We start from the raw sequence: 13,880 nt of genomic DNA, 5'->3' as shown, positions 1-13,880 counted from the left end.
TGAATCGCGACGGAAATTGCTGATGACTTTTATGCAGCCCCAAACAGGCTGCTTTTTACTATCAATGAGAAAACCATATGAAAGGCGACCAGACGGCCGGAGCGGCGCCGGGAGATAACGTTGAACAAAGGTAAAGATCGTTGGCTTGAAGAACAAAAAGCGGTAAGAGCCACCCAACTTGCTTTTGACGTATCCAAAGAGGTGCAGCAAGTGTTGAAGCGGGCGGCGCTGGATCAGGACCTGAATCCGCCGGACATGATCCGCAAGATACTGGGACTCTCCTATAACAAAACGCCGATTCGCCCGCGCCTGACCGTTTCCTTGCGCTCGGAAGATTTCACTCTGCTGGCGCAGAAATATGGCATTGACCCGGAGGACACGCTGGCCATCCGGGAAAAAGCGGCGGAAGAGCTGATCGCCTTCGCTCAATCTCTATTAGATTGATCCTACATGGGGCGCAGCGCTCAGGCTGCGTCCTGACTTTGCGACTGAGCGCTGACCTGCCCGCCGAAATAGGCGACGCTCAATTCCTCATGCGTCTGCGCAAACCCTACCTGCAATTGATCCATAAAGTTCTGTAGTTCCGTCTGCTTCAGCTTGGCGATCTCCACATTGTCGATCTGCCGGTTGATGCGATGAATCACCAATTGCGCCTTTTCGTGGTTCGGCAGCGACTCCAGCGATTTCTCAACTTCCGACATGGCATGGGCGATCGCCCTTGGAAACACTTTTGACTGAATCAGGAACTTCAACACTTCCTGACGCTGGATGCGCACCTGCATCTCGCGGCGATACATTTGATAACCGGTCAGCGACTTGAGCACGCTCATCCATTGCAGGTTATCGTTAGTGGCTTTGGTCACTATGGCGTCCGGCACCAAGTTAGCGGAGCGGGTGTCGATTATGCGGCTGGTCATATCCGCCCGCTCCAGATTACGCCCCACTTTCAGGAAGGTATATCCTGCATCGTGGTTCATCGTGCCCGCCAGAATACCGGTTATATGCTGGCATTCGCTGATGATCTCGAAGAGGAAAGGATAACGTCCACGCTTGGTCAACGCCTGCTGCGCATGGTCTTTGGCGTAGAGATAAACCCGGTTGATCGCTTCCCACACTTCACGGGGGATGACATCGCGAATAGTGCGGGCATTTTCCCGCGCATAAGCCATACAGGACAGGATGGAAACCGGGTTGTTGTTTTCTGCAATCAGGAATTTCAGGACTGAGCGTTCGTCGAATTCGCCCTCATAAAGCTCGCCCACGCCGGTGATGGCGATAAGCTGTCCCCAGATTGGCGACAAGCCTTTCGGCAAGTCCAGGGTCAGGTTGGCGTTGACGTTGATCAGGCGCGCCATGTCCTCCGCACGCTCAAGATACCGGGCCATCCAGTATATGTTTCCGGCTACTCGTGAGAGCATTTCAGGCCTCCTCGTCTATGATCCAAGTATCTTTACTCCCCCCGCCCTGGGAGGAATTCACCACCAGCGACCCTTTTCTCAACGCTACCCGGGTCAGTCCGCCGGTGGTCACGTAAATCTGATCGCTGGAAAGAATGAAAGGACGCATGTCCAGATGTCGCGGCTCCACCTTACCGTCCACCAGCGTAGGCGCGGTGCTGAGATTCAGCGTCGGCTGCGCGATATAGTTGCGCGGATCGGCTTCGATCAGCTCCGCGAACTTTTCCCGCTCTTTCTTGGTGGATTTGGGGCCGACCAGCATGCCGTAGCCGCCGGATTCATTGGCGGGTTTCACCACCAGTTCCTCCAGATGCGAGAGCACGTACTTGCGGTCTTCGTCTTTCATACATAAATAAGTGGGTACATTGGGCAGGATCATTTCCTCACTCAGGTAGTACTTGATCATGTCCGGCACAAACGCATACACCACTTTGTCGTCCGCCACCCCTGCGCCCGGCGCGTTGGCCAGCGCCACATTGCCCTTCAGCCAGGCCCGCATCAGGCCCCGCACGCCCAGCACTGAGTCAGGGTTGAAGGCTTCCGGGTCCAGAAACAGATCGTCCACACGACGATAGATCACATCGACCCGTTCCAGACCGTATATGGTTTTCATATAAACGCAGTCGTCGTCAGTCACCACCAAATCCGTGCCTTCCACCAACTCGCACCCCATCTGCTGGGCGAGATAGGCGTGTTCAAAATAGGCGGAGTTATAGATGCCCGGCGTCAGCACCACGACCTGGGGGTAATCCGCCGGACGCGGCGATAGCGCAGCCAGGGTATCGAACAGCTGCGAGGGGTAATCGTCCACCGGCAAGATGCTGAAGTCGCCGAACAGGTCTGCGAATACCCGTTTCATGACCTGCCGGTTTTCCAGCAGGTAGGACACGCCGGACGGCACCCGCAGGTTGTCCTCCAACACGTATATCTGGCCATCGGAGTGCCGCACCAGATCCGAGCCGCAAATATGCGCCCACACGCCGTGAGCCGGGCTCACGCCTATGCATTGCTTACGGAAATTCTTGGATTTGCTGAGCAGCTCTTTGGGGAAGACTTTATCTTTGACAATCTTCTGGTCGTGATAGATGTCGTCGATAAACATGTTGAGCGCTTTGACGCGCTGTTTGAGTCCGGCGTCGACCACATCCCACTCTTTCTTGCTCATCACTCTGGGGATAATGTCGAATGGCCACTGTCGGTCGATGGAGCCGCCTTCCTGATCGTAGACGGTAAAGGTAATGCCCATTTCCTTGATCGCCAGTTCGGAAGTGCTTTTCAGCCGATCCAGCTCCTCGTCCTCCATTTCCGCCATATGCCTGGCCAATGTTTCCGCCACTTTCCTTGGCTTCCCTTTCCCGTCAATCAATTCGTCATAGAGTTCCGGGTATTTATAGTCTTTCCATTGAATGCCCATGGAAGAGATCCTCTCGTTTTATTATGTCTACGGTTACCGCAACTTCAGGCTGCTGCTGGCCCCCTCCGTAACAAACGCCCTTGAGCGGCGGTACGTCGGTGTAATTCCGCCCTATCGCCACGATGATATGCTCTTTCGCCACCCACATATTGTTGGTCGGGTCCACATGAATCCAACCATAGCCCGGCGCATGCACCGCAAACCAGGCATGAGATGCGTCCGCGCCCTGACGCTTTTTCTCTCCTTCCGGAGGATGCGTGAGCACATAGCCGCTAACGTAAGCGGCCGCCAGTCCGATGGCCCGCAATCCCAATACCGCCAGATTGGCGAAGTCCTGGCAGACGCCTTTGCGCAACTCCCAGAACTCGGTGACGCTGGTGTCCACCTGCGTGGCGCCGGACGTGTATTTGAAATCCCGATAGATGCGGGCGGCGAAGTCTTTCACTGCTTCATTCAGCGCCCGTCCTTTTTGAAAGCTCACCAACGTATAGTCGATCACTTCATCAATGATCGGAATCGAGGCGTCCGGATACGCGAAAGAGCACAACGCGGCGCGTTCCGCCGGGTCAGACGCCGCAGCGTAGCGCGCACGCTCCCATGGCGCCGCGCAGGCCCCGTTATGCGGCCTCGGACGACGCTCCACAATCGCCTCGCTCACCACTTTGAGCGCAGAGTGCGGCTTATGCACTTCAAAGTAGTGCATCTGATTACCGAAGGCGTCTGTCCTCAGGTTCTGGAATTGCGGCTTGGGGTCTACCTTCAAGCGATGCTCAATGCGCATCTGACCGTCGCCGGACAACGGCTCCAGCCAGGCGGCGTTATAGGCGAGCGAGGCCGGTCCCGGATAGCGGTAGACCGTCTCGTGCTTCACCCTCAGCAATACGCCGTCAGCGCATGAATCGGGTGAGGGGTTGGGCGTGCTTGAAGTATTGGTGCTCAATATTCAGACCAAACTGATTTAGTTGTTGTGTCAGGTTTTGCAAAAAGGGAGCCAACTCTGTCTGAGTCAATTCGAGGTCGCGCCACTCCACCGCATCCGCCAGTCGCAGCGGCGTAAGAATCGCCAGAACGTTCTTCTCGAGCCCGATGAGTCCTTGTTGCGGCGTTGGGTTCAAATAGCTCAGCAAGGGCTCCAGCTCACTGACAGCATAGACCAACGAACGCGGGTTGGTAGGCTCGAGTAGTAAATGTTTCCATAACGTGTAAAAAGGCAACTCAGTGCCATAACGGCGACGATGGCTGCTCAGGCAGTCATGGGCTTCGAGCAACATTTCCCGCAGCCCCGCCTCGTTGTCCTCGTTCAATTCCGCACAAATTTTATGGGTGCTGGATAGCGTGTTTTGCGCCCGTTCCAGGCGTCGCCCCAATTGCAACCAGAGGCCTCCCTGGTTCAACGCCAGACTCTCCTGACTCGCCCCCAAAAACGCCAACAGAGCCGTGAGAAACGGCTGGATAAACTGGTCCAACGCCAGCACGCTGCGGTTTTTTTCGCTGTACTCCAGCAACTCCTCAAGCTCCTCCACCGCGCGCCAGCAGTCGCCGGACCACAGGTCCCGCACGGTATAAGCGGAGTTGATAGCGCCACGCAGATTGAAAGCGACGCCCCCCACGCGGGTGGAGTCCAGCACATACTGTTTCAAATCCTCAACGGTAGGCAGACCTTCGCGACCAAGGGCGCAGAACGCTTCCACCGCCGGCAACATGCCTTCCAACACGGCTTTATCCGTATCGAAGCCATAGTCGATATAATTTTCCAGGCGTCGCACATAAGCGCGAATATGGCGTAGCAGTGATTCCGTGCGCTCCAGATAGCGCGCCAGCCAGAACAGGCTTTCCGCCGCCCGGCTGGTAAGCACCGCGGAGGCGATACGACGTTGTTTGGTTGGACTCAGCCGCAGCACATCGCGCATGGAGCCGGAACTTTTCAGCAGCCAGGTGTCCTTACTCCATCCTCCGGATTGACCGGACACCAGAAAGGTATGCGCATCCGGCGAGACCCGTGTCAGACCGCCAGGCATAACATCGTACTGTTCGCCATCGCCGGCGGCGAATCCACGCAGCACCAGATGCCGCGGTTGAATTTCGGAACCGACCAGGGTCGGCGTGGTGGAAAAGCTCAACAGTTCCTGCCCAACATAGCGCCAGGGTTCCGCCTGAATGCGCCGTTTTAGTGCGTCGCGTTCCCGTGCGCTCATTTTGGGCCCGAAACACACCAGTGCGTGGCGATCCACTGTTTTGATCACCAAGTCGTCCAGGTTCTGCAGGACGTGTTTGAGTTCTTTCTCTTGCCCGCACCACCAGGTGGCCACGTTGGGCAGCTTGAGTTCTTCCGCCAGGAAATGCTTCGACAACGCCGGAAGAAACGGCAGCATCGCCGGCGACTCCAGAAAGCCGCCGCCCAATGGGTTGGCCATTCCCACCCGCCCAAGCGCCTGCGCCTGCGCCAGTCCCGGCACGCCCAGCATGGAGTCGGCGCGAAAGTTCAGAGGATCGCAGAAAGCGTCGTCTACCCGGCGGATAATGACATCCACCTGCTGCAGGTCATCCACGGTTTTGAGGTAGACCTTACCCTGACGCACCGTCAGATCATCGCCCTGTACTAAGGTGATGCCCAGTTGCGCCGCCAGATAAGCATGTTCGAAATACACTTCGTTGCCGATACCCGGCGACAACAGCACGATCGTGGGCTCTTTTTGCTGGTCCGGGGCCAGCGCCGCCACATGACGTTTGAAGTGATAGAAAAATTGCGCCAGCGGCGCGATGGCGTAATCCACAGCGTTTTGACTTAAAACACGCTTGGTCACCATTCTGGCTTCAAGAACGTAGCCTGCGCCGGAAGGTCCCTGAGTACGATCCGCCAGCACCCACCAGGAGCCGTCAGGGCCTCTGGCCAGATCCGCGGCGAACAGACTCAGCGGCAACGCCGCGGAGCCCATCATCGAACGCAAAAACCCCGGATGCTGCAACACCAGTTCCGGCGGCAACACCCCTTGCTTCAGACAGGTTTGCGGTCCCAATAAATCCGCCAGCACCCGTGAGTACAAATGCGCCCGCTGCTGTAATCCCGCTTCAATCGGGTTCCAGTCCGCTTCAGACATCACCATCGGCAGCGGGTCCAACTGCCAGGTTCGACGCATGCCCTGCGGGTCGTCATATACGTGGTAGTTGACGCCCTGCTCTTTCAAACGGCGCAGCGTGTCGCGACGCAATTGCCCGAGATCGTCCCGGGATACCCGAGAAAAATATTCTGCAAAGGCGCGCCAGTGAGGACGCGCCTCGCCGCCGGAACCCAGCATTTCATCGAATGCGGTGGCGAGGGGGGAATATGGCAACCCAGTCAGATCCAGACTGGGCTGCGTAGAAGGCGCTATGTTTTCTGACATAGCTTAATCGTAGCGTAAATCCAAGGTTAAGGGATAGCTGGCGTTGGGCTTGGGCCGGGGCGGCGCAGCGCCGACGCGAGGCTCGCGACGAGGATAAAAGCGCCCGCCGCCATTGACGACTGGCGGCGCAATCAGAGGGCCATGGGTGTGGCCAATATCCTCAAAACGACTGATGCGACGCGCTTCCGCTTCCAGCGCATTGACCGGAAAATGCTCGTAACTGCGGCCCCCCGGATGCATGACGTGGTACGTGCATCCACCCAGGCTGCGGCCGTTCCAGGTATCGAAAATATCAAACACCAGGGGCGAGTGAACGCCAATGGTGGGATGCAACGCAGACCAGGGCTGCCAAGCACGATAACGCACCCCCGCGACATAGCAGCCCTCCTCTCCGCCAGGAGACATAGGGACGACGCGCCCATTGCAGGTCAGCACATGGCGCTCCGGCGTCGCCAGTCTCAGCTTGACCTGCAGCCGCTCCATACTGGAGTCCACGTAGCGCGCCGTTCCCCCTGCCGCGGCTTCTTCACCCAGCACAAACCAGGGCTCCAGCGCATGCCGCAGCTCCAGTTCAACGCCCTCAAGCTCCATGGTTCCGACACGTGGACACCGAAACTCCAGAAAAGACTCATACCATTGAGATTTAAAGGGGTAGCCATTGTCCGCCAGAAACTGCAGCACATCCGTCAGATCCCGCCACAGGAAGTGAGGCAACATAAAACGGTCATGCAAGCTGTGTTCCCATTCAATCAACTTATGCTTGTAGGGACGCTCCCAGAATAGAGCCACACAGGCCCGCAGCAACAGCATTTGCGCCAGGCTCATTCGCGCATGAGGCGGCATTTCAAAAGAGCGAAACTCAAGAATGCCAAGGCGACCTGTGCTGCTGTCCGGGGAATACAGTTTATCGATGCAGAATTCACTGCGATGGGTGTTGCCGGTCAGGTCAGTCAGTAGGTGGCGCAGCAACCTGTCCACCAGCCAGGGTTGCGGCACGTCTCCCGCCGGCATATGAGAGAAAGCGATCTCCATCTCGTATATCCGCTCCACCCGCCCCTCGTCCAGACGCGGCGCCTGACTGGTGGGGCCGATGAACATGCCGCTGAACAAGTAAGACAGACTGGGATGATGCTGCCAGAACGTAATCAGACTGCGCAGCAGATCAGGACGCCGCAGCAGCGGACTGTCCGCCGCCGTGGGCCCGCCCAGCGTCACATGGTTGCCGCCGCCGGTGCCGCTGTGTCGACCGTCCAACATGAACTTTTCTGTTCCAAGGCGGCTCAGGCGCGCTTCGTGATAAAGCGTTTCTGTAATCTGCTTAAGCTCATTCCAACTGGAGGCGGGTTGAATATTCACTTCAATCACCCCTGGGTCCGGCGCCACCACCATTTTCACCAGTCGGACATCATGAGGCGGAGGATAGCCCTCGATACGCACCGGGCGCTTGATTTTGGTCGCCGCCCGGGACAGAGCATCCAGCAACGTCACATATTCCTCCAGCGTACTTACCGGAGGCATAAAGGCATGTAGATAGCCGTCGCGCACTTCCGTACACATTGCGGTATGGATGACCATCTCCGCCAGTGGACGGCTTTCAGCTTTTGCGAGCGGCCTTATTTCCTGCGGCAACGGAGCGAAAGGGTCACGTTCATGCACTTCGTATTCGTCGCTGAGTTCCTGGGACGAAAGACTCGCCAAGGGCAGTCTGAAACCAAGAGGAGAATTACCGGGGCTCAGATACAACGCCCCCTGTAAAAAGCGCCAGAGACAGGTGCGCCAAACGCCTGTCACCTGATTCAGACCGATTGGCAGACAATAGCCCACCGTCTGATTCAGTCCCCGTTGCATGACCTGCGCCAAAGTGCGGCGCGCCAGCTCCTCATGATCTCCATGCGGACCGTCTCCCGCCGGCAGTTGAGCATGACGCCACATGTAGTAGAAAGGGTCTTCGTAACAAGGTTGCACCGCACTGTCGGACAGCCCCATTTCCTGGCAGAAAGCCGCCATGAGCGCACGCGCGTCATCCGGCTTGGCGTCGTGGCTCAGCGCATCTTCCGGTCCCTGCCACAGGGGCGCGCCGTCTTTGCGCCAATACAGGGCGTACTGCCAGCGCGGCAGCGGCTCCCCGGGATACCATTTGCCCTGACCGTAATGCATAAAGCCGTTTTCCGCGTACTGCTTTTTAAGCCGCAGGGACAGGTCAAAAGCCAGACGCCGCTTTTCCGGCCCATCTGCATCCGTGTTCCATTGCGCCGACTGCATATCGTCGATGGAAACGAATGTCGGTTCGCCGCCCATCGTCAGACGCACGTCATTACGAGTCAGCGTCTCATCGATATGTTGACCCAGGGCGTCAATGTCTTCCCACTCCCGCTCAGTAAAGGGCCTGGTAACGCGTGGATCTTCTTTTATTCGGGTCACCTGGTTGAAGAAACTGAATTCAACTTCCGCTTCATCCACAGACCCCAGGATAGGCGCCGCTTCTTCCGGATTGGGAGTACAGGTGAGTGGAATATGTCCCTCCGCGGCGAATAAGCCGGAGGTTGGGTCCAGCCCCAACCAGCCCGCGCCGGGAACAAAGATTTCGCACCAGGCGTGTAAGTCGGTGAAGTCATTCTCCGGCCCGCTGGGACCGTCCAACGATTTCTGGTCCGGCGTCAATTGCACCAGATAACCGGATACAAACCGCGCCGCCAACCCCATCCGCCGCGACAACTGGATCATCAGCCAGGCGGTGTCCCGGCAGGAGCCCCGCTTTATCTCCAGCGTATGCTCTGGAGTCTGCACTCCCGGCTCCATACGGATATTGTATTGGATGTCTTTACAAAGGGTCTGATTCAGCTCGACCAGAAAATCATTGATCGGCTTTTTCTTCCGGGGCAGCGACTTTAAATAAGACTCAAAGCGAGGCCCCCACTCTTGCGTCGCAAGAAAAGGCTCCAATTGGGCTTTCAGTTTATCCGGGTATTGGAAAGGGTAATGTTCCGCGAAGCTTTCAACGAAAAAGTCGAAAGGGTTATAGGCGGTTAAGTCCGCCACCAGATCCACATCCACTTCCAGCTTGGACGTCTTCTCTGGAAAAACCAGCCTCGCAACGTAGTTGGAGAAAGGGTCCTGCAGCCAGTTAATGAAGTGCGGTTTGGGATGAATGTTCAGACTGTAACTGATAATCGGCGTGCGGCAGTGCGGAGCGGGACGAAGTCGGACAGTGTGTGGAGACAGACTGACCAGTCGGTCATAGGTGTATGTCGTTCGATGTCTGATCCCTACCAGAATACTCATAGCAACCCCCTTGCTTAGTCATCGTCGGTAAGCGCCTGCATTGTTATGACGCATCCTTTACTGACTCTCGCTAGCTCCCTTGCTCCGCAACAAGGATAGGAGGCGACCGTCCGGTCAAGGAATACGTTAATTCATCTTATCGCAGCGCTTCTATGCAACTACCGCGCCTTGGCGCTTATTTATTTTTCTCCCACTCGAAAAGCGGTAACTCATTAAACAACGCCTTAAGCCCCTCGCTCCATTGCTTGCGCAATGTCGCATAGTAAGGCGAATTCAGCTTCAAATGCATGACATGGGCCGGCTCCAGTTTACCGGTCTCATACACCAGAAGATCAAACGGCGGCGCCACGGATAAATTACTGCGCATGGTGGAGTCCATGGAAACCAGGGCGCAACGGGCCGCCGCCTCGAGACTGGAGTTACTGCGGATCACTCGATCCAGAATAGGCTTGCCGTATTTCGTCTCCCCTATCTGCAGGTACGGCGCATAGGGCGAGCTTTGAATATAGTTTCCTTCAGGATAGACCATGAATATCTCATGGGGTCCGTCGTGATATTGCCCGCCAACGATCAGGGTGCAGTCGAAATTAGCGCCCTGCTTCAAATCCTTTTCGTAATAGTTTTTCAATTCGACGCTCAAGGCGCCGATGTAGCGAGCCGCGTCGCTCATATCATTGCACGCGGCCAGCCCGCCTTCTCCAGAAGGATCTTCCAGGTCACGGGAGATACGTCTGACCACCGCCTGCGTGGTCGCCAGGTTGCCGGAAGTCAGCACGGTGACAAAGGCCTTTTCCGGCACTTTGAACGAATACATTTTGGGATAGGTGTTGACGTTATCAACCCCTGCATTGGTACGGGAATCAGATGCAAACACCAACCCGGCATCAACGGATATCGCCAAACAGTATGTCACGACCGCGCTCTCATTAAACAACAGGGAATCGGCTGCATAATGTACTTGGCGACGCATGCTTGCAATAATTTCTTTGTTAATATTCATATGCGGGCGCAACCAGCGTGAGAGCAGCTTTTCACCAGGATAATGCGCGCGTCATACAGCGGAGCAGGAGGGATGTCGGCGGACCATGAAGCGCGCCGGCTGCGCGAACTGACTCACATCAAACCCAGTGGGCAAGTTCGTGTTAATCTGTGTAAATCACCCGGCCAGGAGCCGCCGCCTCAACCCACGCCATCTGCGGAGACATCCCGATGACCGGAGTCAAATTAGGATTAACCACTCCAACTCCCATGCCAAGCACAGACAAAGGCGCACTCTCCGCGTCGATCAATTACCGCGACAGCGCCTGCATCAATGCATTCTTTCCCGTTTCTGTGGAGGCGGCGACATCTCTGCTAAAAGGCAGCGGGCTCAAACCGGCTTTTGCACTGGGCTCTCACACGTTGGTGGTGGTCAGTATCTATGATCACAAGCGCTGCGCCATCGGCGCGCATAAAGAGGCCGGTCTGGTTATTCCCGTACTGCCGGAAGGTGAAAGTCTGCCTCTGAGCAACGTGCTGGATTTGTACCTGCCTATTAATCAACGCCGTATCGGATTTTTTCCGTTGGACCTCCCGGTCACGTCGGAGAGCGCGCTATCAACGGGCAGAGAGTTGTGGGGATTGCCGCGCTTTCCGGCGGAGATCACCCTCGCCAGCCAGCGCAGACAGATACACGCGCAAGTCCGCTCTGACGGCGAAACGCTTTTTACTTTGAGCGGCGAGACGCTGCCCGGCATTCCAGTGATTCCTGTCAACCTCCTGATTTACACCCAGGTGGAGCATCGACTTACGAAAACCAAAGTGCGTTTGAAAGGGTTTGGAAAGCTCTACCCTGCAGGAACAGTCAGGCTTACGGTCGGCGAAACCGACCACCCAATGACGGAACATCTGACCCGTTTAGGCCTTGATGAAAAAAGCCCGGCTTTGATAATGCGCGCGGAACGATTGCAAATGCTGATGGAGCCGGCTGCAAGGATTGACTGACGCAACACATGTCTGCACAAGCGCACATTAATTGATCAAACTCCAGGATTACCGCCCCATCTTGGAGCTTCCAGCAAATATCCGGGGCGGAAATAGGAAGGAAAAACGTCCTCGATTACATGGAAGCTATCCAAAGATTAACGCTTTTTCTTTTGCTTTCAGTGAATTGCCCGGAAGTTGAAAACCACTGGCACGGCTTATGCTGAAACTGGAGTGAAAGAGGTGTCCCAAACCAAACGATAGACCCACAACCCAACGAAGACGGATTGTCTCAATCTAACCACTGAGAAGAAGGATTTAAGTTATGAAACCCGAAACCAACGAAAGTCTGCTGTTCGCTTTAACCCACCCCTATGAGGTGACGGTTATGCAGGAAATGAGAGAGTATTTTGAGTGGATGTATTACGCCAACTGAGGCGTCCCGCCGAGCAGGAAACGCACAGTACAAGGACGTTCTCCTGCCTCTGCGCTGTTTTGCGGTCCCCGCAAAAACAAAAGCGGCCACTCAGGGCCGCAAGGAAGACGAGAATCCATTCTCCAATGCACTAGAGAGCATAAGCGCCGAAGCGCTTTTGCGGAGGTTTAACGGTTTTACCCGTTAGAACAATGTCGCCTGTTACAGCAGCGCCAAACCTTCTTCTGGAGTCAGGGACTCGATGTCCTGAGCTACGCCGACAGAAGGACAGGTCAGCTTACCTTTCACTACGTTCAAACCTTGCAGCAGGAAGGCGTTGTCTTCCAGAGCCTGCTTCGCGCCTTTGTTGGCCAGTTGCAGAACGAATGGCAATGTTGCGTTGGTCAGCGCCAGAGTAGAAGTACGCGCTACAGCGCCAGGCATGTTGGCTACGCAGTAGTGAACAACGTCGTCAACGATAAAGGTCGGTTCAGCGTGAGTGGTCGCGTGAGAAGTCTCGAAGCATCCGCCCTGATCGATCGCCACGTCGACAACCGCCGCGCCGCGCTTCATCTTTCTCACCATTTCGCGAGAAACCAGTTTTGGAGCCGCTGCGCCTGGAATCAGAACGCCGCCGATTACCACGTCAGCCTGAGTTACCCACTCTTCAACCGCTTGCGCAGTGGAGAATACGGTTTGGACGCTGTTGCCGAAAGTTGCGTCGAAGCGTCTCAGCACGTCAACGGACTTGTCCATTACAACAACCCGCGCGCCCATGCCGACAGCCATCTGAGTGGCGTTAAAGCCAACCACACCGCCGCCAAGAACCACGACCAGAGCCGCTTCCACACCAGGAACGCCGCCCAACAGCAGACCACGACCCGCCTGGGATTTTTCCAGACAGCGCGCAGCAGCCTGGATGCTCATGCGTCCAGCGACTTCTGACATAGGGGACAACAACGGCAAGCGACCTTGCGCGTCAGTAACAGTTTCGTATGCGATACAGGTAGCGCCGCTGTTCAACAGATCTTGAGTCTGAGGAACGTCTGGGGCCAGGTGCAAATAGGTAAACAGAGTTTGCCCAGGACGCAACATAGCGCGTTCTTGAGCTTGAGGTTCTTTCACCTTGACGATCATATCGGCGACTTCAAACACTTGCTCAGCGGTAGCGGCGATTTCCGCGCCAGCCGCGACATACTGCTCGTCAGAGAAGTCGATGGCTGCGCCGGCATCCTTTTGCACCACCACTTTGTGTCCATTGCGAATCAGCTCCTGGACAGCGGCGGGAGTCAATCCGACACGGTATTCGTGGTTTTTTACTTCTTTTGGTACACCGACAATCATTAATAAGCCCTCTCAAGGTTAGTAATAATTCCAGTCTACGCTTTGTATGCAGAATTTATCTCTGTTGTTAAAATCAGACTCAGTGTTTTATTCTTTTATTTTAAAATTTTCAGCATATTTGACTGGCAAAAAATGAAAAAGCAGCTGGACCGTATAGACCACGCCATTTTGCGCGAACTACAAAGTGAAGGACGCCTTAGTAACAGTGAACTGTCCCGGCGGGTGAACCTGAGCCCCACTCCCTGCCTTGAACGGGTAAAACGGCTGGAAAGAGATGGCTACATTCGGCGCTATACCGCTGTTCTGAACGCTAAAAAGCTGGGCGTGGGTCTGGTGGTGTTTATTGAAATCGGTTTGAACCGAACCTCCAGGGATGTATTCGCCGACTTCAAGGACTCCGTCATCAAGGTCCCCGAAGTGCAGGAATGTCACCTTGTCTCCGGCAATTTCGACTATCTGATAAAAGCCAGGGTGGCCAACATGGATCAGTACCGTGCTTTGCTGGGTGAAAAGATACTGGTGTTGCCTGGCGTGAGGGAGTCGCGCAGCTATGTCGTGATGGAGACGGTCAAGGAAGGCCAGGAACTGAAACTGGATGGCTGGCGCGAAGACCTCTGAGCCTT

10 protein-coding genes are annotated in these 13,880 nt (G+C 55.8%); 3 read left to right on the top strand and 7 right to left on the bottom strand.

Annotation, left to right across the window (positions count from 1 at the left end; translation table 11 throughout):
- The first annotated feature begins 120 nt into the window (after positions 1-120).
- Positions 121-444 (top strand): hypothetical protein, encoded by a 324-nt coding sequence (locus tag KP814_RS09180; RefSeq protein WP_127968558.1) that lies wholly within the window; start codon positions 121-123, stop codon positions 442-444.
- A gap of 20 nt (positions 445-464) precedes the next feature.
- Here KP814_RS09180 and KP814_RS09175 read toward each other — a convergent pair whose 3' ends face one another.
- The 6 genes from KP814_RS09175 to KP814_RS09150 form a co-directional block, all read right to left on the bottom strand.
- Positions 465-1,418 (bottom strand): alpha-E domain-containing protein, encoded by a 954-nt coding sequence (locus tag KP814_RS09175; RefSeq protein ID WP_216736494.1) that lies wholly within the window; start codon positions 1,416-1,418, stop codon positions 465-467.
- Between the two features lies 1 nt (position 1,419).
- Positions 1,420-2,871: a circularly permuted type 2 ATP-grasp protein gene (locus KP814_RS09170; RefSeq protein WP_216736493.1), complete on the bottom strand. Its 1,452-nt coding sequence runs from the start codon at positions 2,869-2,871 to the stop codon at positions 1,420-1,422.
- Positions 2,846-3,811: a transglutaminase family protein gene (locus tag KP814_RS09165; RefSeq protein WP_253938267.1), complete on the bottom strand. Its 966-nt coding sequence runs from the start codon at positions 3,809-3,811 to the stop codon at positions 2,846-2,848. Before KP814_RS09165 ends, KP814_RS09170 begins: the two co-directional genes overlap by 26 nt.
- The gene (locus KP814_RS09160; protein ID WP_216736492.1) at positions 3,759-6,254 is read right to left on the bottom strand and encodes a circularly permuted type 2 ATP-grasp protein; all 2,496 of its coding nucleotides are present in this window, start codon (positions 6,252-6,254) and stop codon (positions 3,759-3,761) included. Before KP814_RS09160 ends, KP814_RS09165 begins: the two co-directional genes overlap by 53 nt.
- Positions 6,255-6,257: 3 nt before the next feature.
- Complete coding sequence (locus KP814_RS09155) at positions 6,258-9,536, bottom strand: DUF2126 domain-containing protein (protein ID WP_216736491.1); 3,279 nt, start codon at positions 9,534-9,536, stop codon at positions 6,258-6,260.
- Between the two features lie 175 nt (positions 9,537-9,711).
- Positions 9,712-10,449, bottom strand: a complete 738-nt coding sequence (locus tag KP814_RS09150) for a proteasome-type protease (RefSeq protein WP_216736490.1) — start codon at positions 10,447-10,449, stop codon at positions 9,712-9,714.
- Between the two features lie 296 nt (positions 10,450-10,745).
- Between KP814_RS09150 and KP814_RS09145 the strand changes: the two genes are divergently transcribed.
- Positions 10,746-11,519 carry an acetoacetate decarboxylase family protein gene (locus KP814_RS09145; protein ID WP_216736489.1) on the top strand — a complete coding sequence of 258 codons (774 nt, stop codon included), beginning with the start codon at positions 10,746-10,748 and terminating at the stop codon, positions 11,517-11,519.
- 616 nt (positions 11,520-12,135) lie between these two features.
- On the opposite strand, the gene ald is transcribed toward KP814_RS09145, so the two are convergent.
- Positions 12,136-13,257: an alanine dehydrogenase gene (gene ald, locus KP814_RS09140; RefSeq protein WP_127968551.1), complete on the bottom strand. Its 1,122-nt coding sequence runs from the start codon at positions 13,255-13,257 to the stop codon at positions 12,136-12,138.
- A 132-nt stretch (positions 13,258-13,389) separates the two neighbouring features.
- Here ald and KP814_RS09135 point away from each other — a divergent pair, with 132 nt between their 5' ends.
- Positions 13,390-13,875, top strand: coding sequence for an Lrp/AsnC ligand binding domain-containing protein (locus KP814_RS09135; RefSeq protein WP_127968550.1), 486 nt, complete (start codon positions 13,390-13,392; stop codon positions 13,873-13,875).
- The last annotated feature ends 5 nt before the right edge of the window (positions 13,876-13,880 follow it).

It is taken from the genome of Hahella sp. HN01 (genome assembly GCF_018986435.1).
Classification (GTDB): domain Bacteria; phylum Pseudomonadota; class Gammaproteobacteria; order Pseudomonadales; family Oleiphilaceae; genus Hahella.
The sequence above is the reverse complement of the archived record's forward strand: the minus strand, read 5'-3'. Positions and strand labels throughout refer to the sequence as shown.

Excerpts from the sequence above, each read along its gene's own strand:
- ald (WP_127968551.1), bottom strand. The coding sequence starts at position 13,257 with ATGATTGTCGGTGTACCAAAAGAAGTAAAAAACCACGAATACCGTGTC.
- KP814_RS09155 (WP_216736491.1), bottom strand. The coding sequence starts at position 9,536 with ATGAGTATTCTGGTAGGGATCAGACATCGAACGACATACACCTATGAC.
- KP814_RS09135 (WP_127968550.1), top strand. The coding sequence starts at position 13,390 with ATGAAAAAGCAGCTGGACCGTATAGACCACGCCATTTTGCGCGAACTA.
- KP814_RS09170 (WP_216736493.1), bottom strand. The coding sequence starts at position 2,871 with ATGGGCATTCAATGGAAAGACTATAAATACCCGGAACTCTATGACGAA.
- KP814_RS09175 (WP_216736494.1), bottom strand. The coding sequence starts at position 1,418 with ATGCTCTCACGAGTAGCCGGAAACATATACTGGATGGCCCGGTATCTT.
- KP814_RS09145 (WP_216736489.1), top strand. The coding sequence starts at position 10,746 with ATGACCGGAGTCAAATTAGGATTAACCACTCCAACTCCCATGCCAAGC.
- KP814_RS09160 (WP_216736492.1), bottom strand. The coding sequence starts at position 6,254 with ATGTCAGAAAACATAGCGCCTTCTACGCAGCCCAGTCTGGATCTGACT.